Source organism: Corynebacterium sp. 21KM1197 (assembly GCF_033783015.1).
Lineage (GTDB): Bacteria > Actinomycetota > Actinomycetes > Mycobacteriales > Mycobacteriaceae > Corynebacterium.
This window is the reverse complement of sequence record NZ_CP123907.1, coordinates 824,491-846,478: the sequence shown is the minus strand read 5'-3', so window position 1 is coordinate 846,478 and position 21,988 is coordinate 824,491. Positions and strand designations below refer to the sequence as shown.

17 protein-coding genes are annotated in these 21,988 nt (G+C 58.9%); 10 read left to right on the top strand and 7 right to left on the bottom strand.

What is annotated here, in order from left to right; translation table 11 throughout:
* Window positions 1–58 precede the first annotated feature (58 nt).
* From OLW90_RS04145 to OLW90_RS04135, 3 genes are all read left to right on the top strand, one after another.
* A complete protein-coding gene (locus tag OLW90_RS04145) occupies window positions 59–772 on the top strand; it encodes an ABC transporter ATP-binding protein (protein WP_319651497.1) in 714 nt (237 codons plus the stop codon).
* The gene (locus tag OLW90_RS04140) at window positions 772–2,223 is read left to right on the top strand and encodes a hypothetical protein (protein WP_319651496.1); all 1,452 of its coding nucleotides are present in this window, start codon (window positions 772–774) and stop codon (window positions 2,221–2,223) included. The genes OLW90_RS04145 and OLW90_RS04140 overlap by 1 nt, the downstream gene beginning before the upstream one ends.
* A 197-nt stretch (window positions 2,224–2,420) precedes the next feature.
* The gene (locus OLW90_RS04135; RefSeq protein ID WP_413464535.1) at window positions 2,421–3,482 is read left to right on the top strand and encodes a lipoyl protein ligase domain-containing protein; all 1,062 of its coding nucleotides are present in this window, start codon (window positions 2,421–2,423) and stop codon (window positions 3,480–3,482) included.
* Window positions 3,483–3,489: 7 nt separating this feature from the next.
* Here the strand turns inward: OLW90_RS04135 and OLW90_RS04130 are convergent, their stop codons facing one another.
* Window positions 3,490–4,767: an ATP-binding protein gene (locus tag OLW90_RS04130; protein WP_319651494.1), complete on the bottom strand. Its 1,278-nt coding sequence runs from the start codon at window positions 4,765–4,767 to the stop codon at window positions 3,490–3,492.
* 178 nt (window positions 4,768–4,945) lie between these two features.
* On the opposite strand from OLW90_RS04130, the gene betT reads away from it, so the two are divergent.
* From betT to OLW90_RS04110, 4 genes are all read left to right on the top strand, one after another.
* Window positions 4,946–7,018 carry a choline BCCT transporter BetT gene (betT, locus tag OLW90_RS04125; RefSeq protein ID WP_319651493.1) on the top strand — a complete coding sequence of 691 codons (2,073 nt, stop codon included), beginning with the start codon at window positions 4,946–4,948 and terminating at the stop codon, window positions 7,016–7,018.
* The gene (locus tag OLW90_RS04120; RefSeq protein WP_319651492.1) at window positions 7,015–8,493 is read left to right on the top strand and encodes an aldehyde dehydrogenase family protein; all 1,479 of its coding nucleotides are present in this window, start codon (window positions 7,015–7,017) and stop codon (window positions 8,491–8,493) included. Before betT ends, OLW90_RS04120 begins: the two co-directional genes overlap by 4 nt.
* Window position 8,494: 1 nt before the next feature.
* Window positions 8,495–10,060 (top strand): GMC family oxidoreductase, encoded by a 1,566-nt coding sequence (locus tag OLW90_RS04115; RefSeq protein WP_319651491.1) that lies wholly within the window; start codon window positions 8,495–8,497, stop codon window positions 10,058–10,060.
* A 117-nt stretch (window positions 10,061–10,177) separates the two neighbouring features.
* Window positions 10,178–10,714: a GyrI-like domain-containing protein gene (locus OLW90_RS04110; RefSeq protein ID WP_319651490.1), complete on the top strand. Its 537-nt coding sequence runs from the start codon at window positions 10,178–10,180 to the stop codon at window positions 10,712–10,714.
* A gap of 106 nt (window positions 10,715–10,820) precedes the next feature.
* Here OLW90_RS04110 and OLW90_RS04105 read toward each other — a convergent pair whose 3' ends face one another.
* Both OLW90_RS04105 and OLW90_RS04100 read right to left on the bottom strand, forming a co-directional pair.
* A complete protein-coding gene (locus tag OLW90_RS04105) occupies window positions 10,821–11,273 on the bottom strand; it encodes a VOC family protein (protein WP_319651489.1) in 453 nt (150 codons plus the stop codon).
* Between the two features lie 268 nt (window positions 11,274–11,541).
* The gene (locus tag OLW90_RS04100) at window positions 11,542–15,363 is read right to left on the bottom strand and encodes a hypothetical protein (protein WP_319651488.1); all 3,822 of its coding nucleotides are present in this window, start codon (window positions 15,361–15,363) and stop codon (window positions 11,542–11,544) included.
* A gap of 575 nt (window positions 15,364–15,938) precedes the next feature.
* Between OLW90_RS04100 and OLW90_RS04095 the strand changes: the two genes are divergently transcribed.
* Both OLW90_RS04095 and OLW90_RS04090 read left to right on the top strand, forming a co-directional pair.
* On the top strand, window positions 15,939–16,748 hold the full coding sequence (locus OLW90_RS04095; RefSeq protein ID WP_319651487.1) for a PTS sugar transporter subunit IIA: 810 nt from the start codon (window positions 15,939–15,941) through the stop codon (window positions 16,746–16,748).
* A 13-nt stretch (window positions 16,749–16,761) separates the two neighbouring features.
* A complete protein-coding gene (locus OLW90_RS04090; protein WP_319651486.1) occupies window positions 16,762–18,312 on the top strand; it encodes a PTS ascorbate transporter subunit IIC in 1,551 nt (516 codons plus the stop codon).
* 281 nt (window positions 18,313–18,593) lie between these two features.
* On the opposite strand, the gene OLW90_RS04085 is transcribed toward OLW90_RS04090, so the two are convergent.
* The 4 genes from OLW90_RS04085 to OLW90_RS04070 all read right to left on the bottom strand — a co-directional run bounded on the left by OLW90_RS04085 (window position 18,594) and on the right by OLW90_RS04070 (window position 21,494).
* The gene (locus tag OLW90_RS04085; RefSeq protein WP_319651485.1) at window positions 18,594–19,181 is read right to left on the bottom strand and encodes a hypothetical protein; all 588 of its coding nucleotides are present in this window, start codon (window positions 19,179–19,181) and stop codon (window positions 18,594–18,596) included.
* 231 nt (window positions 19,182–19,412) lie between these two features.
* Complete coding sequence (gene ychF / locus OLW90_RS04080; protein ID WP_319651484.1) at window positions 19,413–20,498, bottom strand: redox-regulated ATPase YchF; 1,086 nt, start codon at window positions 20,496–20,498, stop codon at window positions 19,413–19,415.
* 25 nt (window positions 20,499–20,523) lie between these two features.
* The gene (locus OLW90_RS04075) at window positions 20,524–20,829 is read right to left on the bottom strand and encodes a hypothetical protein (RefSeq protein WP_319651483.1); all 306 of its coding nucleotides are present in this window, start codon (window positions 20,827–20,829) and stop codon (window positions 20,524–20,526) included.
* A complete protein-coding gene (locus OLW90_RS04070; RefSeq protein ID WP_319651482.1) occupies window positions 20,826–21,494 on the bottom strand; it encodes a hypothetical protein in 669 nt (222 codons plus the stop codon). Before OLW90_RS04070 ends, OLW90_RS04075 begins: the two co-directional genes overlap by 4 nt.
* 48 nt (window positions 21,495–21,542) lie before the next feature.
* On the opposite strand from OLW90_RS04070, the gene OLW90_RS04065 reads away from it, so the two are divergent.
* Entirely contained in the window at window positions 21,543–21,914 is a 372-nt protein-coding gene (locus tag OLW90_RS04065; protein WP_319651481.1) for a hypothetical protein, read from the top strand.
* Window positions 21,915–21,988 lie beyond the last annotated feature (74 nt).

The following is a 21,988-nucleotide window of genomic DNA, read 5'->3' as shown; positions in this document are numbered from 1 at the left end:
CCATATTTCCCCCTCGGCGGGGATCTCACGGCCACGATTCCCCGCCAGAATCGGCGGCATGATAGATAATTCCGCCCTCTCCTGCCGGGATCTCGCCGTGAATCTCGGCGGCACGCCCATCCTGTGCGGCTTCCACCTCACCGCCCGGCGCGGTCGCGTCCACGCCCTCGTGGGGCGCAACGGCGCGGGCAAGTCCACGGCCTACCGTGCCATGCTCGGGCTTATCACCCCCGATTCCGGTTCCGTCACCGTCCTGGGAAAACCACGCACGCGGGCCAGCCTGCGTCACATCGGCGCCAGTATCAATGGCCCCGCGCTCTACCCACACCTCTCCGCGGTGGATAACCTCATGATTCATTGTCACCTGCTTGGCCTGCCCCGCAGCGAAGCCCACCGAGCCCTGGGCACCGTGGACCTACCCGATACTCGCAAGCACACGTCCGCATTCAGCACCGGCATGAAAGCCCGTCTGGCGCTAGCCATCGCCACGCTGGGTTCGCCGGAGGTTTTGCTTCTCGACGAACCCCACAACGGCCTTGACCCCCAGGGCACCGTGGAACTACGGGAGTTCCTGCGCCAGTGGGCCGCACGCGGCGGCGCGGTGCTGATGAGTTCCCACCAACTCGACGAGGTGGCCCACATGGCCGATGACCTCACGGTCTTATCCCAGGGCCGCACGGCCTACTCCGGCACCCTGGCCGACTTCGCCCCTCCGGGGCAATTGGAGTCTCGGTTTCTTTCCTTGACCCTGGCGGGAAAGGGGAACAACTGATGCTTCTTCTCCGTTGCCTGCGTGCGGAAACGCTACGCACCAAGGGCAGTTCCGTGATGTGGCTACCCCTCCTAGGAATCCTCATCGGCGCGCTCAGCGGGGTTTCCGGCTGGTATGTTTCCGCTGCTTCCGGGCCCAGCGTCCAGTCGCTGCTGAACTGGCAGGGCCTCTACATCACCGGCATGGCCGCGCCCCTGACCACGCTCTTTGCCGGGCTGGTAGTGCAGCGAGAACGGCGCACCCGTTCCGGGGGCACGCCGTGGCGGCCCATTGCTCCCTTGGCCCCGCGCACGGCCCAACTGCTGGTGCTGGCCGGTTTGATCGGGGTGTTCCTGACCCTCTCTTTTGGCACCACCTGGGTATTCGCCGTGGCTCGGGGGTACAGCAGTACTTCTGTGATTCTCCGAGCCGGGCTGCTGTGTTGGCTAGGGCAACTGGGTATTCTCGGTTTGTTTCTTTTACTCGCCAAGGCCGCTGGGCTGATCCCCGCGCTACTGGCCGCCGTGGCGTGGCAGGTTCTGGGCACGATGTCCGCGGAATCCCCGCTGTGGTGGTTATGTCCGCCCGCCTGGGCGGTGCGGCTCCTGCTCCCCAGCCTTCAGAGCCACGCCAACCTAGTTCCGCTGGACGCGGGAGAACAACCAGTGAACGTATGGCCGGTTTTCTTGGCCTGTGTGCTCCTTGCGACGCTATCCCCGGGAACGGCGCTGGTATATGAACCCACTCGGGTTTCTCGGCCTCGGCGGCTCCCCTCTTCCCCACCCGATTCCCCCGCTCACATGGTGTACCACCCCGGCCAAGCTCCCCGCATTACTTTTGCCGGTGCCCTGCGCGCGGCATTCGCTGTGCCGCGCGGGCGCGGGGTGTATCCGCTCTTCATTCTCACTCTCATCGTGCTTTTCTATGCCGCCCTCACGTATCCTCCGCTGGTTCTTACCGGGCTCACCACCTTTATGTTCCTGCCCCTGGGCACCGCCATCACGGTGATCCTCGCCTGGGGTGGGGCGGCACCGGCCTGGCAGGTATCGGTCACCCACAACCCGGCTTTTCGGGGCGCATTCACGTCATTTCCCCTGCTCATGACCGCCGCGATGAGCCTCATTGCGGCAGTGCTCACGGTGATCGCCGGAGAATCGCCACGGGTGGCGCTGCTGCGCTCCGCGCTGTGGTGCGCCACCGGAGCGGTATTGGTTCTGCTCTGGTTGCTGCTGGTGGTGCGGTTTTCCGTGGCCCTCACCCTGGGTGGCGCGGTGGTACTCACCATCTTCTCCCTCACCCTGGGTGGCGACGTTCTGGCCACCACGCCGTTGTGGCTGGCCGCGCTGCCCTCCTGGGGAGAATCGGCACTGGTGGGTACCCGGCCCCTCATCGCCCTGGGCGCTTGTGGGGTGCTCATGGTTCTCTTGGGCGCGTTGGTGCGCCATGCTTATCGACGCTTCGAGGGGCGCTGAAGGGCGTCGATAAGCACATTCCCCCACCTCTGCGTGACTGGTGTGAATCACTCCCGCCCCACAGCGCAAGAAGCGCACCTTTCCTCGCCACTGTGTTACCCCTGTGATTCCCACCAGCCCCACCACCGCACCTTTCCTCGCCACTGAGTGACGGGAGTGAACCCCACCCACCCCGCAACCCTCCTACTATGAAAACCATGCCCACCAACCATCACTTTGAGATCAAGGTTCCCGGCGGAAAACTCGTGGTCGCGGACATCACCGAGGATGGCCAGCACATCACCCAAGCTCGCATTTCCGGCGACTTCTTCCTTGAACCGGAGGAGGCATTCCCCGCCATCTCCACGGCGCTGACCGGCGCGAAGATCACCGAAACCACCGAGGAATTGCAGCAGCGCCTGGATTCCGCCCTCGCGCCGCTCCAGGCCCAACTCCACGGCTTTTCCACCAAGGACATCGCCACCGCCACCCGCCGCGCGGTGGTGGGAGCCACCCACCTCACCGATTACGAGTGGGAGGTGCTGCGCCCCGGCCCGCTGTCCACGCCGCTGAACGTGGCTCTCGATGAATACCTGCTCCACGAGGTCGCCGCCGGGCGGCGCGGCCCCACCCTGCGGTTGTGGGATTGGGAGGATCGCGCGGTGGTCTTTGGCTCTTATCAGAGTTATTCCAATGAATTAGACCAGGAGGGCGTAGAAAAATACGGTATTATTCCCGTGCGGCGCATTTCCGGCGGCGGGGCCATGTTCATGGAGGGCGGCAATTGCGTGACCTATTCCCTCTACGTCCCCGAGGCCGCCGTGCGGGGATTAAGTTACGTGGAGTCCTATGAATACCTCGACCAGTGGGTACTGGCCGGGCTGCAATCCCTGGGAGTAAACGCCTGGTATGTGCCGATCAATGACATTACCTCGGATCACGGCAAAATCGGCGGCGCGGCCCAAAAGCGTATTTCCGGCGCGGTACTGCATCACACCACCATGAGTTATGACATTGACGCCGAGAAAATGATGGAGGTGCTGCGCATAGGAAAGGTGAAGATCTCCGATAAAGGGATTCGCTCTGCCGCCAAGCGCGTGGACCCGCTCCGCAGGCAGACCGGCGTGAGCCGGGAGGAGGTCATCGCCGCGCTTATCGACGCCTTCCGCAACCGCTTCCCCTCCCGCACCGGGGAACTCAGTGCTCAGGATATGGCGGCGGCGGAGAAACTGGTGGCCGAGAAGTTCAGCACGCCGGAGTGGACGCACCGGGTGCCGTAGGAGAGTTTTAAGGCCCGAGGAGAGCAAGGGGAACCACGGCCACGCCATCTTGGCGGCGGTAGGCGTGCTTGCCCGTGGTCACCACCACCTTGTCCACCACCCGATCCCCAATCCTGTCCTCTAACCAGTGCAGGTGGCGGACATCGTGATCGTCCACGACTTCCTTAAGTTTGACCTCGATGGGAAGCACCTTGCGATTATCCAACTCCACGATGAGGCCTATTTCTTGGCGGCCCCCCTTGGTGCGTAGGTGGTACACCCGCCCATCTATTGCCTGAGTCATCACTCGAACAGAAAGGGTAACCAGAGATTCAAAGAGCATTCCTAATAAGGAACCATCCTTAGGAACAAATCGTCCGCCGGAATAAGTAAGTAAAGAATTTTCATCCACCCCCACGAGGCGGGCCGCCAAAGCAGGATCTACCAACTGATGCTTGGGTGCCTGCACCAATCGAGATAGCGGCGTGAGAGCAGAAACCCAACCAGGCACGGGTTCTAGAATGAAAATTCTTTCTAGAGTCTCCCAATATTCCAGAACTGTGGTTTTGGCAGGTTTATCCGATTCGCCAGGAGTAGCAGCGTCAAGAATTTTAGAATAACTCGCAGTGGTAGAACTCGCTGCCGCATAAGCCGATAGCCAACGGTATAGAGCCCCTGTTCTGCGCACTTCATAGCCAGCTTCATCCACATCATGATGCACAATGCGATCAATATAACTATTCAAAGCAGCCTTGCGCGCTCTAGACGGAAGATGGCGCATACCCGGAAATCCTGACCCCACTATTTCCTGCACATATTCAGCTAAACCACAACCAGTTTTTCCCATCACCCTGCCTTGCCTCCCCTCAGCCAATGCAGCCAAACTTACGGTAGGAGCCGCTAGTCCCCGCTCAACAAAAGCCAAAGGGCGCATTTTCACTCGGACTATGCGCCCTGCACAGGAATGAATACGCACATCTCTTGTAGGCCCCGCTGAACTCGTCAGCAAAAAACGGCCCCCACACGAATCCTCATCTACCTCATGACGCACCGCATCCCAAATCGGAGGATAAAGTTGCCATTCATCTATCAAGAGCGGCTCGCCAACCCGGAGCACCTCTGGCAAGGAAGCCTCCACCCGTGCTTTAACTTCTGGATGAGTCAGCTGCACCACCTCCCCTGCCCTTTCCATGGCCGTAGAAGTCTTCCCCACCCCCTTAGCCCCTTCCAAGGCCAAGGCTCCCATGTAGGGAAATAACTCGTCCAAAATACTGTCCACTATCCGAACATCATATTGCCTGTTCACAGCATTACACGCTACCTTTGGACCACTTTCTAAACTACCTCTCGCCCACCCACACCCCACCCCGCTCCCCGGCTTAGGGTGGCGTCGGCAAGCATTATCCCTGCGCCAAGCCACGGCTTCCGTTACCGTGGAAAGGAATTGAAGTCCGGCTCCCCGACCCCCGACCAAGGAATCGCCTGTGCCTCATTCCCCTCTGAACCGCCCCGTCTTTGCCACCTCCGCCTCCCTCATTCTCGCCTTCGTGGTGTGGGCGTGGTTAGCGCCGGGGCAGGCGGAGCGGGTGATCTTCGGGGCGATGGAATGGGTATCCACCAACCTCGGCTGGTATTACATTCTCACCGCCGGAATCGTGGTGGCCTTTGTGCTTTTGGTGGCGCTCTCCCGGATTGGCCGCACCAAGTTAGGCCCGGATCATTCGGAGCCGCGCTTTAATCTTTTCACCTGGGCGGCCATGCTTTTTGCCGCGGGTATTGGCGTGGACTTGATGTTCTTTGGGGTATCCGGCCCAGCCACCAATTATCTGACTCCCCCGGACGTTTCCCCCTTGTCCGAGGAGGCCGCGCGCATGGCCCCGATCTGGACGATGTTCCATTATGGCGTGCCGGGTTGGGCGCTCTATGCGCTCATGGGCATGGCCTTTGGTCTTTTTGCGTATCGCTATCACCTGCCGCTTTCGGTGCGCTCGGCGCTGGCCCCGATCTTTGGCAAGCGGATTCGCGGGCCGGTGGGCGATGGCGTAGAGGTGGCCGCCACCCTGGGCACGGTGTTTGGCGTGGCCACCTCGCTGGGTATCGGGGTGGTGTTTCTTAATTACGGCCTGAACTTTCTGTTTGGCCTGCCCACGGGCACGGCGGTGCAGGTGGCGTTGATCGTGTTATCGGTGGCCATCACCATCGTGTCCACGGTCTCAGGCGTGGATAAGGGTATTCGCCGCCTTTCGGAATTAAACGTGGTGCTGGCGGTGGGGCTGATGGCCTGGGTGCTCCTTTCCGGCCGCACCAGTCATCTTTTGGACGCCCTGGTGCAAAACATCGGGGACTTCCTCAGTTCCTTCCCCTCGATGATGCTCAATACCTTTGCCTATACCTCGGGCACGGAGGCCTACCCGGCGGATCAGTGGCTGGCGGATTGGACGCTCTTCTTCTGGGCCTGGTGGATCGCCTGGGCGCCCTTTGTGGGCCTGTTTTTGGCGCGTATTTCTCGCGGCCGCAGCCTGCGCGAGTTCATTCTGGGCGTGCTGATTATTCCCTTCGGTTTCATCCTGCTGTGGGTCTCCGTGTTCGGCAACGCCGCCCTGGATGCCTTTGGCTCCGATCCCACCCTGGCGCAGCGGATCGTGGACACTCCCGCTTCGGGTTTCTACGAGGTCTTGCAGCAGTATCCCGGTGCCGCCGTGACCACCGGCCTGGCGGTGCTCACCGGCCTACTCTTCTACGTCACCTCGGCGGACTCGGGTTCGCTGGTGATGGCCACCATGACGTCGAAAGCCCCGGAGCACAACGGTGATTCCTCCGCCACGGAGCAGGATGGCCCACCGTGGCTGCGCATCGTGTGGGCGGTGATGACGGGCCTGCTCACCCTGGTCATGCTCTTCATCGGCGGGGTATACACACTTCAGGCCGCCACGGTGCTCATCGGGTTGCCGTTCTCCGTGGTGCTGTACCTGCTGATGTTCTCCCTGTGGCGGGTGCTGCGCGCGGAGGGATATTCCGCGCAGGCGCGCCGCCATACGCTCGTCGGCGCGCAGCCCACCGCGGAACCACGCGGTTCCTGGAAGCAGCGCCTCACCCAGAAGATGACCTTCCCCAGCGCCGAACACACCGCGCGCTTCATCGAGGACACCGCGCAGCCCGCGCTGGAAGCCGTGGGCACGGAGTTGGAGGAACTGGGCGTGGAGGTGCGGTACCACTGCGGCACGCACCCGGATTACCCCATCCCCTACGCGGATCTGGTGGTGCGCTTCCCCGATCACGATGAGTTCAAGTACCAGGCCTATCCGGTGGCCCACGCGGTGCCCAACTTTGCCGCTAACCTGGCCGTGGTGCGCGATGTGTACTTCCGGGTGGAGATCTTCTCCGCCACGGGGTCACGGGGCCATGACATCATGGGCTACACGCGCGATCAGGTGATCGCGGATGTGCTGGATGCCTACGAGGCCCACCTGAATTACATGACGCTTACTGGCGACGCCGGCACCCCCACCGGGGAGGTTCATGCCGCCGCGCCGCAGGAATGGGAGGAAAAGGAATGACTAAGACCCTGTACATCAACGGCGAGTGGGTGGGCGCCACCAACAACGCCACCCGCACGATCACCTGCCCGGCCGACGGCTCCGAGGTGGGCATCGTCTCCGAGGCCAGCCGCGAGGACACCGAGCGCGCCATCGCCGCCGCGCGGGCGGCTTTCGACGCCGGGGAGTGGGCCGCCCGCCCGGCCGCCGAACGCGGCGACCTGCTCCTGGCGGTGGCCGAGCAGATCAAGCAGCGCCGCGACGAGTTCGCCCGCGCCGAGGCCCTGGACACCGGCAAGCGCCTGGTGGAGGCCGAGGGCGACATGGACGATATTGCCGCCTGCTTCCGTTACTTTGGCAAGATCGCCGATCACCACCCCGGCCGCCTGGTGGACGCGGGGAATAACGCGGTGATCTCCCGGATCGTGTACGAGCCGGTGGGCGTGTGCGGCATGATTACCCCCTGGAACTTCCCGCTGCTTCAGGCCGCCTGGAAGATCGCCCCGGCCCTGGCAGCGGGCAATACCTTTATTCTTAAGCCCTCCGAACTCACCCCGCACACCTCCATCCTCATCATCGACGTGCTCGATAAACTCGGCCTGCCCGCAGGCGTGGCCAACCTGGTGCTCGGCGCGGGCGCGGAGGCCGGTGCGCCGCTCTCCGAGCACCCGGACGTGGACATGATCTCCTTTACCGGCGGCCTGGTCACCGGGCGCACCATCGCGGCCGCCGCCGCGCCCACCGTGAAAAAGGTGGCGCTGGAGCTGGGCGGCAAGAACCCCAACATCGTGTTCGCGGACGCGGACTTCGACGCCGCCCTGGATAACGCCCTCAACGCCGGCTTCCTGGATTCCGGCCTGGTGTGCTCGGCGGGCACCCGGCTGATCGTGCAGGATTCCATAGCGGAGCGCTTTACCGACGCCCTGGTGGCCCGCGCGGGGCAGATTACGATGGGCGGGCCCTTCGACCAGGCCGCGCACACCGGCCCCCTGATCTCCGCTGAGCACCGGGACAAGGTGACCGATTACGTCCAGCGCGGCATCGACGCCGGGGCGCGGCTGCGCGTGGGCGGCGATTGGGGCGGCCCCGAGCACGAGAACGGCTACTTCTACTCCCCCACCGTGCTCGATCAGTGCACCGCCGAGAACCCCGCCGTGATCGAGGAGGGCTTTGGCCCCGTGATCACCGTGGAGACCTTCTCCACCGAGGCCGAGGCCATCCGGCTTGCCAACCACACTCGTTACGGCCTGGCCGGGGCGGTGTGGACTTCTAACGCCGGGGTGGCCAACCGCGTCTCCCGCGCGCTGCGCCACGGCACCGTGTGGATCAACGACTACCACCCCTACCTCCCCCAGGCGGAGTGGGGCGGCTTTGGCGAATCCGGCACCGGGCGGGAACTGGGCCCCACCGGCCTGGACGAGTACCGCGAGGCCAAGCACATCTACCAGAACACCGAACCCGCCGTGACCGGCTGGTTCCCCGTGAAGGAGGATTAATATGTCCGATCAAACCTATGACTACATCGTGGTGGGCGGCGGCTCCGCCGGTGCCGCCCTGGCCTCCCGGCTCAGCGAGGACCCCACCGTGACGGTGGCGCTGCTGGAGGCCGGGCCCACGGACGTCGATAAGGCGGAGGTACTGGACCTACAACGCTGGCCAGAACTCCTGGAATCCGGCTTTGACTGGGACTACCCCATCGAGCCGCAGGACAACGGCAACTCCTTCATGCGACACGCCCGCGCCAAGGTGCTCGGCGGCTGCTCCTCCCATAACTCCTGCATCGCCTTCCACCCGCCCGCCGAGGACATGGACCTCTGGGAGGAACTGGGTGCTACCGGCTGGAACGCAAAGACCATTCTGCCGCTGATCAAGCGCCTGGAAAACAACGCACGCGGCGGCGAGCACGGCACCGAGGGCCCGGTGCACCTCATGGACGTGCCGCCGAATGACCCCGTGGGCGTGGCCCTGCTGGAGGCCTGCGCGCAGGCCGGTATCCCCACCGCCACCTTTAATGAGGGCGAGACGGTGGTCAATGGCGCGGGCTTCTTCCAGATCAACCGCAAGGCGGACGGCACTCGTTCCTCCTCCTCCGTCTCCTACCTCCACCCCGTGATGGACGAGCGAGACAACCTCACCGTGCTCACCGACCACTGGGTTTCCCGCGTGCTCTTTGCTTCCGATTCTGAGGAGCCGCGCGCGGTGGGCGTGGAGTACTGCGATAACCCGCACAATCGACGCCGCGAACTGCGCGCCCGCCGCGAGGTGATCCTCTCCGCCGGGGCCATTGATACCCCTAAGTTGCTCATGCTCTCCGGGATCGGCCCCGCCGAGCACCTGCGCTCGGTGGGCATCGACGTGCTGGTGGACTCCCCCGGCGTGGGCTCCGGCCTCCAGGATCACCCCGAGGCCGTGATCTCCTGGGAGGCCAGCGAGCCCATGACCAGGGACGCCACCCAATGGTGGGAGATCGGCATCTTCACCCCCATCGACGGCGATGACCTGCCGCTGCCCGACCTCATGATGCACTACGGCTCCGTGCCCTTTGACATGCACACCGCCCGCCACGGTTACCCCAGCGCGGACGAATCCTTTGCGCTGACCCCCAACATCACCCACGCCCGCTCGCGCGGCACCGTGCGGCTGCGCTCCCGCGACTACCGCGACAAGCCCAAGGTGGACCCCCGGTACTTCACCGACGCCGAAGGCTACGACATGCACATCGCCGTGGAAGGGATCAAGAAGGCTCGCGAGATCGTTTCCCAGCCCGCGATGGCCAAGTACGTGAAGCGGGAACTCTTCCCCGGCGCGGACGTACAAACGGACGAGGAGATCGCGGAGTACGTGGCCAAGACCCACAACACCGTGTACCACCCGGCCGGTTCCTGCCGCATGGGCGCGGTGGACGACGCCGAGGCTCCCCTTGATTCCGAGCTGCGGGTGAAGGGCGTGGCGGGGCTGCGCGTGTGCGACGCCTCCGCCATGCCGCAGCTGACCGCCGTGAACCCGAACATCACCGTCATGCTCATGGGAGAGCGGGCGGCGGAGTTGATTCGGGGGGAGTAGGTTTTTTTGGGGTTCTTTGTTCTGGCGGCTGGTTCCTGGGGTTCTGGGTGTGGTTCCGGGCTGAGACGTAGTTCTGCTGGGGTGCCGCCGGGCGGGGGCGCGGCTACCCTGGGGCGGGTGAGCATTATTTCTGAGATTCGCGTGCTTTCCCGCCCGGTCACCCCCACCGTCGTGGTACGAGGTACCGGGGTTCCCTTTGCGGAATTAGAGGAGTTCTTCGACTCCGCCTTTGGGACGCTCGGTGCTTTGATTCAGCGCGGCCTCCTGATTCCTACTGGCCCTGCCTTTGCCCTTTACCACGGCGTTCCCCCGGAGGCGCTGGACGTGGAGGTGGGATTCCCGGTGGCGGCACCTGTTGATTCCTCCGATACCTCCGGCGCCTCTAGTTCCTCGGCCGCCTCAACCACCTCAATCTCCGAGGCGCTTCGTGCAGCCGGTGCGGAGACCAGCGAACTCCCCGGCGGTCAGCGCGCCACTGCCACGCTGCGCGGCGGGTATGACCTGCTTTCCCAGGCGTGGACGGAGCTCATGGAGGGCTTGGCTGCACAGGGCTTGAAGCCCGGTATGCCCTACTGGGAGAACTATGTGACCATGCCCGAGCCAGAGGGTGACCCTGCGGAGAATGTGACGGAGTTGGTGGTTCCGGTGGAGTGACGGGCTGGGCGTGGGCTGACGGGGCGGCATTGGTTTTGTGCCTGCCCGCGCTGGTTCTGGGGTGTTGCTTTTGCCTTGACTGTTTCGAGGCGAGCTAGTTCTTCCCTCAGGCCTCCTGATTTGTTTGTGCTGCCTGCGCCGCCTGCGCGGTGCTCAACGACCACATCACGCCAAAAGGATCAAACACCTGGCCATACCAATCACCCCACGGAGCCAGGGCAAAAGGCATGTTGATCTCACCACCGGCTCCCAGGAAGCGCTCGATGATCTCCTTGCCTCGCTCGGGAGACTCCACCTCCACCAACAAGGAATATGCCGTGCCACGCACCGGGTATTCCTCATTAGGCATGGCCTGATCGGCCCCGGCAATACCCCAGGACTCGGTTCGGAGGGTGACGTGAGCCACGGCCTCGGGGTCGGGGGTGAACGGCATGCCCTCCATCGGCTGATTGCCGTACTTGATGATGTTAAGATCACCGCCAAAGATGGAGTGCCAGAGGGTGAAAGCCTCCTCCGTTTGGCCGGGTAGGGATACGTATGCGGAAATAGAATCGGTCATGGGGTCAAGGGTACCGGGTGAGTACTGGTTTGGATAAAACATTCGGTTCAGGAGTGATTTTATGACAATCCCCAGATCGGAACATGACGAAGCTATTCACACCCAACCTTAAGGCCCATCCCCGCGGAATATTCTAAAACTGTTACCTACCCGAGAAAACAATCCATTCCACCCCACCCATGCCCCCATAAGCCATCAAGCGATGTTAAAAACAATACATCAAACAGTTAACCCCTACAAACTCATCATATAGCATAATTTATAGCGCTCAATAAAATCCGCAACGAAAGCGTTCTGCAGACTCCTCATTCCGCCGCGCTTCATTTTCGTAAGCAACAGCAACTCTCTTAAGCAAACCAGCTACCCGAGGGGCAACATCCACGAACGCTTGAGCCTTATCTCGATATTCCTCAGCAAGCTTCAGCTCTTGATAGCCCCCATCTTCCAAACCACGACTAGTAACTCCACGACCATTAACAATATAAAGGTACAAACCAGTTTCTATATACTCAAGCTGCACTTCTTCGATAAGATCCCGCACGACGTTACCCGGCCAGGTTCCGTCAGCATCTGGTGGGGTGTGCCCAAGAACCTGACCAATATGCTGTAAACCGACCTCGGTCCTGCCCCGTTCGGCCAAAAGCTCCATCGCACGATCAAGCCAGGCTTGAAGTACCTCGGCATTCATAACGCCATCAACAAGCCCTGGCGGCGTATCCCAAGCATTAAGCAGGCGGTACGCATTGCTCACCAGAGAAGCATCTCGTTGTTTCTTGCCAGCGGGGTCCTCGGTCATTTCTCCACCCTCATCGCCCGATTGAGCACGGTAAACAGTACACACGAGCTCGACGAACTTTGCAGGATCAGCAGCTAGGCTTTCAGATAACGCTGGAACTCTCGCATTATAGCCGAGGACCCGAAGGTAAGACCACTGCAATCGAACAAGGCAGTCAGGCTCAAGATGATCGCGCATAGTCTCGAGATAGGTGAAAATCCTTTGAAAATGAGAAGACGATAGATTACAAGCAGCCGCAGATCGAGCTTGATCCGCCAGAAGACCTTCCAACGCCCGTACAATGAGTTGCGCCACCTGGGGACGCGGCCCACCCTTATTAATGCTGAAATACACGCTCATAAGATATAAGACATCGGTGTGACGGCCAGCTCGAATCAGATACTCAAGAATCTCATCGATCTTGTCGAGATTTTTACTCAAAACGAATGGATTAAATTCCTCCCAGTAGCAAGTTTCAAGATCCGGGTCTACAGCAACCAGAGCCCATGCTTCTGTCAGGTTATCGCTCGCAACAAGCAGAATTCGAGCACGTTGATCGACTGCAAGACCATCCCGTTTAAGGAGGTTCTCAACCAGGGAAAAACCTTCTACAGAATAACGAGCGGAGAAGTACTCTATTGCAGTTCTAACGAGATCTAGGTCCGCAGATGCTAGCCAGCTAAGCAATGCATCGTCATACAACGAGTCGAAGTTCGCCAGAGAAATACCAACGGCCCCCGGAACCAACGCGTCCCGCGCCAATCTCATAATGGCGTCAAACCCCTCTTCGGCCTCGATCATCTCTACGGCTTCAACACGTCGGCGCTTAAGCTCACAGTCATAGGCTTCATCATCATCTTGCTTGTGAGTTTTGATATACGGATTCCATGATTGAAAGAGACCGACTAGACAAGCATATGCAGATTCTGGCTGGTATCGCGCTGCTAATGCATCGAGCTTGTCTAGTTCCCCACCAGGAAGCGTCCAGGTAGCATCTGAAAACTCTCGATGATAACCAATGAGATCCACCAGGGTTCGCCACACCTTCTCACGAAATTCATCAGTAATTTGCGGCCGGTCAGCCATAGACTCGAGAGCATACACCACTAGTGCACGATCTGTTTCTGGCAAATCTACCGTGCGAGAAAGGATTGTTGACCAACGCTGAGCGTCCTCACCGGCGTCTTCGATACAACGCTTTACTGCAAAGGTCGTCATCTTCCGGAATTCACCGTATGTCACAGATGAGTCATCCGGCTTCCAGGTTCTGAACACAGGTGCGCTAATCTGAAAATGCATATCATTCCTATCAGGAAGCATGCTGCACTCCAGTTTCCAAGCAGCATCAGGATACCTACGACGTAATATGTCGAGCACTGCGATCCTCCGATCAGAATCGACAGATGTGCCAGGATACCATGGGCAAAATATCGCAGCCAAAGAAGCTGCAGAACGATTAGCCATATTCCCTCCCGGATCGATCTCGTCAAGACCTGCCAATAAAAATACAGCACGTCCGAAGTGATCAGGGGACCAGGAAACACACTCGAGTGCACACAATAAATTTCTGTAAAGAATGCCGCTCGAGAAGATTCCCAATTTGTCGGCGTCGTCCTGAAACATAATGGACAATAATGGGGAATCACCCGCTATTTCTGCACTGACCACATCAAGGAAGGCGTCCGGCCCAGCCTCAGCAAGGAGAGGCAAAATATCAGCCAATGATTGCCACGCTTCTCCAGTATCATCCATGGACGCCAATTCGAGTAGGTTTTTAACCAGATAGTTTGCAAAATCCGATCCTGCTACTCCACCTGGAACGATGATAGTCTCACCATAAATTGCCAATAAAGCAATCGACCGAGCAAGGCCACAACGAAGGTCCTTGGAATAGCGGCGGGTTTTACCTTCAATCAATGCTCTCCATCGTTGGTCTAATGGTAAGACAAGGGCCGGATCTACCTCCGCGAGAACCATATTGACGACGACTTCGAAACGCTTAATATCATCGCAGTTTAGATTCGATACCAGCAATTTCCAAGCACTCACCGGTGAGACAAGATGCCAAGATTCGCTAGTGCGGATTACCAGAGGATCAGCAGCATTATCAGCTATTCCCGTAATAGCCTCTCTAAATAATTCATAATCGGTTCCTGCGAGTATTTCGAGAATCGATCGATCTCCTTCTACGTTATCTTCCAAGGAACCAGCCAACAAGATTGATCGGAAATTTCGAGACAGACTCGCACCAGCCCAGGCCGGCCGATGCAGGACGGCCTTTACAGCCAAGTTTCGTCGCAGAGCAGTCAAACTTCGCCGTGCGAGTCTGCCGAGTTCATCAGCCTTATCCTTGTCTGTGGCCCCGACACTCGTCAGCGCAACTGCTACCTCAGCAGCATCCAACGCTGAGAGTGAGACGTCGGCGCCTTCATTGAATGTGACTGGTACACAGATGTTATGCACAGTACCAGCGGGAATCTCACTTGCTAACTCGGGTGTGCAAGGAACCAAAATGAGCGATTGACCCGAAGTTGTCAACTGTCTCCATGTAGATACATCATCGACGAATGCGAGTCGTGCCAACATCTGCCCGCCGCCTTTCGAGTCAAGGCTGACGGCAGTTGCAGCGATAAAGGCACATACCTCTTCAATCGAAGCTCCAGCAACCGTAGTGATGGAACCAACTGAGCTAAGCCTCTCTTCAAGATTCCTTGCAGTATCAGTTCGACCAGCAAGCACGACTTCCGGCGTCAACGCTGGATTCGTTTGGGACGCCCAGTTACGCCACCAGGTTAAGCCAGTACATATTCCGTGCGGAAAAAATCCAAGTTCCTCAGAAAACCATGCCCATGTAATTGGTGCCGTCTCAAGCCAAGTCTCAATATCATCAAGCCCGAAAGCTTTGACGTCTCTCCAAATCTGATCGTTTCGCTTATTTTTAGCCCATTCATTCCGCGTCGTCCAAGGTCGTAGGATCGCTTCGATATAGGTACATCCAGCTGTCGGCGTGCCGTCTGGAGTCTTTCTTCGCTTGGAATAATCTTCATTGGCTTTCCTATTTGGACTGGAATTAACTGATAACTCCCATGCTGACGAACCATCTGGAACCCAAGCCGTCGCTTCGGCCGCCTGAACAAAACCGTCCCAATCACCAGCAGCCACCCCCTCACCTGCGGGCATCCCTAATTGAACCAACCCCGGTGTCGTTTCAAGGATTAGACGGCGAATCAGCCGCGGGAATTCAGACTCTGCACGACGCGTATCAGCCCAAGCCTTTAGCTTGCTTCGGTCAATATAGCCTGCCCTACTCTTCACGAATCACATCTCCATTCTTGCAAAATTGGTATACTTAAATTATATCATTCCTAGACCTTCCCCAAGGTCCCCATATCCAAATCGCACATTAATATTCGCGCATTGTAATATTTTTTCATCAAGTGCTATCATCCAAATCCCAACCCTATATTGTAGAATTATTATTCCCGTTTGACTAAAGTGTAAAGATGGAAAATATCAATACTTGATAATGTCTTACCATCACTTTTCTTACCACTAGGGTTCTCACAGAAGGCCCCTACTTCCAGCTCAAGATAGCTCCTCCTCGAATCAGATCCTCAGCAAAACCATATCTTCCGCCCAACCGCATCATATCCCAGAAAAGCATATTCAAGCGATACTCACGGCAAGCCCAGAGCCGACAGAAATCATCTTACAAGCGATGGCGTTTAAGCAGCTCTAGCCCACCCAGCTCCCTGGTACTTCAATCACCACCCCATCTGACACAGATTCTCTCATCCCCATCCGCCTCAACCTCACGAGACATAAGAACCAGAAAGCCTATAATCAACCCAACGATTCCCCTCATGGCTGCTGGCGGTAGGAGGCCCCGGATGTCCATGCTCAATGACCTGCTCCCGCGCGGCGCCGCGAACCTACACGGCCAGGCGCGCGACTGGCGCTCCGCCATCACACTAGCCGGTGGTCTGCTCGAAGCGGCAGGAAAAATCACCCCCGAGTACACCGCCGCCATGGTGCGATCCGTGGAAGAACACGGCCCCTACATCGTGGTGGCCCCGGGATTTGCCCTTGCCCACGCGCGCCCCTCGGGGGCGGTCAAGGAAACAGCAATTTCCTGGGTGCGCCTGGACGATCCGGTGCTGTTTGGCAGCGAGGCTCACGACCCCGTACGCCTCATCGTGGCGCTGGCGGCCCGAGACTCCTCCGCACACCTACAGGCCATGAAGGAACTGGCCACCCTGCTCGGTAACGCGCAGGTGCGCGCCCAACTCAACGCCCTGGGTACCGAGGAGGAACTGCGGCGAGTGCTCCTGGGCGGTGCCGCGAAACCCCAGAAGAAGGAAACAACGTCGGCTCCCGCTACTACCCTCGAAAAGCACCCGGACTCCGTGCCCTCCAAAGGCAAAATCTACACGGTGTGCGGAAATGGCCTGGGCACCTCACTATTCCTCAAGCAAACGCTGGAGCAGGTATTAGACGAATGGGGTTGGGGCCTGTTCCTCACCGTGGAGGCCACGGACACCATCTCCGCAAAGGGACGTGCACAAGAGGCAGACTTCCTGCTGACCTCGGGTGCTATTGCCGCAACGCTTGGCGACGTCGGCGTACCCGTTTACGTCATTAAGGACTTCACCTCCACCGCCGAAATTGATTCCGCCCTGCGCGAACTCTACGACGTCTAAGGAACCCAAAATCATGGACTTTCTTTTGTCTATTGCAAACTTCCTCGTCAATGAAGTGCTTTCCGTTCCCGCTTTCCTCATCGGCATCATCACTGCCGTGGGCCTCGCCGCCATGAACAAGGGTGTCGGGCAGGTTCTAGGCGGGGCGATTAAGGCCACGCTGGGCTTCCTACTCATCGGAGCCGGGGCCGGGCTGGTCACCGCCTCCCTGGAACCTCTGGGAACCATGATCACCGGAGCGACGGGCGCGCAGGGCGTGGTTCCCACCAACGAGGCCATCGTGGGTATCGCCCAGGAGCAATTCGGCGGGAGCGTCGCCTGGATCATGATTCTGGGCTTCGCGGTATCGCTTATCCTCGCGCGTCTCACCCCCATGAAGTACGTGTTCCTCACCGGGCACCACGTACTTTTCATGGCCACGCTGCTCACCATAATCCTGGCCACAGCGGGCTATCCCTCCTGGTTGGTGGTACTCCTCGGCGCTCTCCTACTGGGCGTGCTCATGGTCTCTCTGCCAGCCATCGCGCACCCCTGGACCCGGCGCATTACCGGCGACGACTCCATCGCCATCGGGCACTTTGGCACCGCCGGGTACGTGGCCGCCGGGGCAGTAGGCACACTCGTGGGTGGCAAAGGCAACTCTCAATCCCCTTCCACCGAGGATCTCAAACTTCCGGAGGGGCTGCGTTTTCTGCGCGATTCCATGGTCGCCACCGCGCTCTCTATGGCGCTGATGTACCTGATACTCGCCATAATGTTCCTCGCCCGAGCCGGTCAGGATCAGGCTTTCGACGCCTTCCCCGACGGTGCCACCAGCGTGGGCAATTACCTCATGCAGTCACTCACCCAGGGGTTGCAATTCGGCGTGGCCGTGGCCGTGATTCTCTTTGGCGTGCGCACCATTCTGGGCGAACTGGTACCGGCTTTCCAGGGCATCGCCGCCAAGGTCGTGCCCGGGGCCATCCCGGCTCTCGACGCCCCCATCGTGTTCCCCTATGCCCAGAACGCCGTGCTGGTGGGCTTCATTTCCTCTTTCTGCGGCGGGTTGATCGGGTTGGGTGTGCTCTCCCTGTGGCTCAATCCTGCGTTTGGCGTGGCTCTGATTCTCCCCGGACTGGTGCCCCACTTCTTCACCGGAGGCGCGGCGGGTGTGTATGGCAATGCCACCGGCGGGCGGCGGGGTGCTGTGTTGGGAGCGTTTACCAACGGACTCATCATCACCCTCTTACCGGCTTTCCTGGTGGGTATGCTTGGCACGTTCGGTTCCGCCAACACCACGTTTGGGGACGCGGACTTCGGCTGGCTCGGGCTGCTGCTGGGGTGGGCTTCTCAGGCCGGAGGCGCGATGGGGCTGGTACTGATCGGTGCTGTGGGGGTTGGGATGCTGGCGCTGGGGTGGGTCTCCCAGAAGAAACTGGTGGAAGGGAATTGGGTGCCTGCAAGGTGGAGGGGTGGGGTTGCTGCTGGGGAGTTGAGGGAGGCGATTGATGGTGACAGCCAGGTTGGAGCTAGGAAGTATCCTAAGGTTTTGCCGCCAGATGGAGCACCGGTGCCGCCAAAATAAATCAACCAAATAACCAATTATTCCCCCAGAAGATTATTTAAAATCTATAATTCGCAGAGCGGAAATTGAGGCGATCTAGAATATGGAAATTGCCATTAGTAAATAACACATAGCGATCGAGAAATATTCCGCAGGCCCCATATCACCAAAGGTTCCAAGCCCAGAACGGACGCCACACAACAGTACTAACCACCATACGAATCAGTAATTTCCGGTTTGCAGCATCCACAATACTCCACATCGAAGTTGGGACGATATATTGCAAATTATAATCATACATTCTAAGTTTTAGAACAAATACTACATTTACTAAGATGCCTCTCGTCAAGCATTCCCACCGCATCAATCACATCACGAGCAAGCCGACATGCCGCTAGAGCAATAGCCTTAGACAATACTTCATATGTCACCCTTTTCGGTTTCCCATCACTACCACGCTCAATAACAGTGATATATAATTGATGCCCCTGCTGTCCGCCGCTGGAAGCTGATATTTCAAGCCCCGTCACATCTAAACCCAAAGGACGTCCATTTCTTTTTCGTCCTTCACGCTGCGAGATTCCATTACCTACAACATAATCCTCATAATGCTCAAACACATCACGAAGTTTCTTAAGATGAGGGTACATACTATTAAAATTTTGGACCAAACCACAATCTTTTCCAAATAATGATTCAGCCCCTCGAACCACATTACGTACCGCACTCACCAGCACCATACTCATGGTATCCTTCTGAGAAATCGCCTCCACTGGCGAATCTACGATCGAAATAGAGTTTATAACCTCATAGGTATGCAATGCAGCAGCCGCCCATACATGAACCCATCTAGCCACCTCTTTGTCGATATTCTGAATATATTTCCCCATTAGAAATTAATCACCCCTATAGATAATTCAAGAATATATCCGGATAATCTTGAATAGATAAAGGGAATATTTTCAAATCGCAGATCATTAAGGGCCGTATATTGAATCCCATATTTAATTTTAGAGTTTATTTAAAAAATTATTACAGGCCATTGTATACTAACTTAACATATCAATCAGGCGACTATCAAATGAGACATCATCGGTAGATAAAAAACCCGTACACAAAACTTACACATTAAACCTAAACTCCACCACGTCCCCATCCACCATCACATACTCCTTGCCTTCCTGCCGCACCTTGCCCGCAGCACGCGCCTCGACCATAGAACCGGCGGCATCCAGATCGGCAAAGGAAACGATCTCGGCCTTGATGAAGCCCTTTTCAAAGTCGGAGTGAATCACACCAGCAGCCTGTGGCGCGGTAGATCCCTTCCGAATCGTCCATGCCCGCGCTTCCTTCGGCCCGGCGGTGAGGTAGGTCTGCAAGCCTAGGGTGTCGAACCCGGCACGGGCGAGCGTCGCCAACCCCGGCTCCTCCTGCCCCACGGAGGCCAGCAATTCCATGGCCTCCTCCTCGTCTAGTTCCAACAGTTCCGCCTCAGTAGCGGCGTCCAGGAACACGCAGTCGGCAGGAGCCACCAGTTCCCGCAACTCGGCCTTCCGGGAATCAGAGGTCAGCACACCCTCGTCCGCGTTAAACACATAGAGGAAAGGCTTGGCCGTCATCAGGTGCAATTCCCGCAACGGAGCCAGTTCGATTTCCCCCGCCACAGACGCCGCATAAAGGGTGCGATCGTCTTCCAGGATCGCCTGCGCCTTCTTCGTCGCGTCCACCAGCGCGGCCTTTTCCTTGTCTTTGCGTGCTTCCTTCTCCAGGCGCGGCAGGGCCTTCTCGATGGTTTGCAGATCGGCCAGGATCAGTTCCATCTGGATCACGGAGATGTCGGCGGCGGGGTCCACCTTGCCGTCCACGTGCACCACGTTATCGTCCTCAAAGGCGCGCACCACCTGGCAGATCGCGTCGGCCTCGCGGATATTCGCCAGGAAGGCGTTGCCCATGCCCTCCCCCTCGGAGGCACCCTTCACAATGCCCGCGATGTCCACAAAGGAGACAGTGGCGGGCAGAATTCGCTCGGAACCAAAGATCTCCGCCAGGCGATTCAGGCGCGGATCGGGCAGTTCCACCAGTCCCACGTTCGGCTCGATGGTGGCGAACGGGTAGTTGGCCGCCAGCACATCGTTGCGGGTCAGCGCGTTGAACAGGGTGGACTTTCCGACGTTTGGCAGACCGACGATTCCAAGAGTAAGGCTCACGGAGACCTATCCTATCAAGCCTGGTTCACACGTCCGGTTCCACCACCTCCAGCGGGTGCCAGGGCTGAGTGAAGGCGTCAGCGTCGCCACGCGCTTTCTTGGTCACCACGGTGAACGCCGCGCTCACCCCGTCCCAGGGGCGTCGCGCTACGAGTCGCTCCATGCGCTGCGCCACCTCCCCATGTGGATCGGCCCGGATAGCGGTAAAGAAAGGCCGCCAGTCCTCTATCCCGCCGTAATCCAACACGGCGTTATATACCTCCGTGCCCCAGGTTTCAATGGGATCGCTCGGCTTGCTCGCGCTATTGCGGAACATCAGCGGGTCGATCATGAGGCTGCCTCTGCGATCTTCTTGCACACCGCTATCACTCGTTCCCAGTTCCAGATCGAGTCGATCCCCTTGTACCCAGGTATATCGTCGATCACATCCGCATCTCGAGGATCAGGGTGAAACAGCAACGCCAGTGTCTCCGTCAGCACCGGCGATCCCGTACTACTATCTGCGCCGTAATAATGATCCAACTCGCGCAAGACCTGCCCAGCCTGTGTAATTCCCCGAGCGTTTCCTAACGCCGCCACATCAAGGTAATCACGCACCTGATTACGCGACATCACCAAGTACGCCTTGATCCTTAATGTCTCCGGCAAAGTGGGAACCACCACCGTACTACCACTGGGCAGAGCTACTTGTTCTACCTCCAGGGCTTTTTCCCTACGCAGATTCCTCAGACCCGCTTGAAAGCCGTCCAGCGTTCCCATGATCGTCATAGGCGGACGCGAAGCGCGCGAGGATTTTCTCCACCCCGGCATAGTCGCTAGAGCATCGTCCAAGGCCCGATACCTATTTTTCAGATCACGCACCACGTGATCGTGGTCTTGGGAAAACCTGTGACCAGCGTGGAGCGCTGCCGCCGTTCCACCAACTAGCACGGCATCGGGGATAACAGATTGAAGCCGCGCAGCGGATTCCAAAAGTTCCTGGAACTCTTCTTTCATTTTCCCCATCCTACGATCATTCTTCGCACCCCGAGTACCCTCAACACTATGAGCAACCCCATGAACCTCACTCTCTCCCGCCCCGCCCTCACCGCCGTTCTCGCCGGTGCCGGTGTACTTCACTTCCTCAAGCCCCAGCCTTTCGACCGGATCGTGCCCGGCTGGGTACCGGGTTCCGCCCGCCGAGCCACCTATCTCAGCGGCGCGGCGGAACTGGCCATCGCGGCGGGCCTCAGTCACCCCACCACCCGCAAGCACGCGGCCAAGGCAGCAGCCGCGCTGTTCGTGGCCGTGTTCCCCGGCAATATCGAGATGGCCCGCCAGTGGGTGCCGCAGTCTCACACCAAGGCCGCGATCTCCCTGCTCCGCCTGCCGCTGCAAGCCACGCTCATTCAGAGCGCCCTCAAGATCGCCCGCTAACCCACCGCCACAGTCCACAGCACGCCCCGTCGCCCCAAACACACCACCACACCCATTCGAACAAAACCACTAGC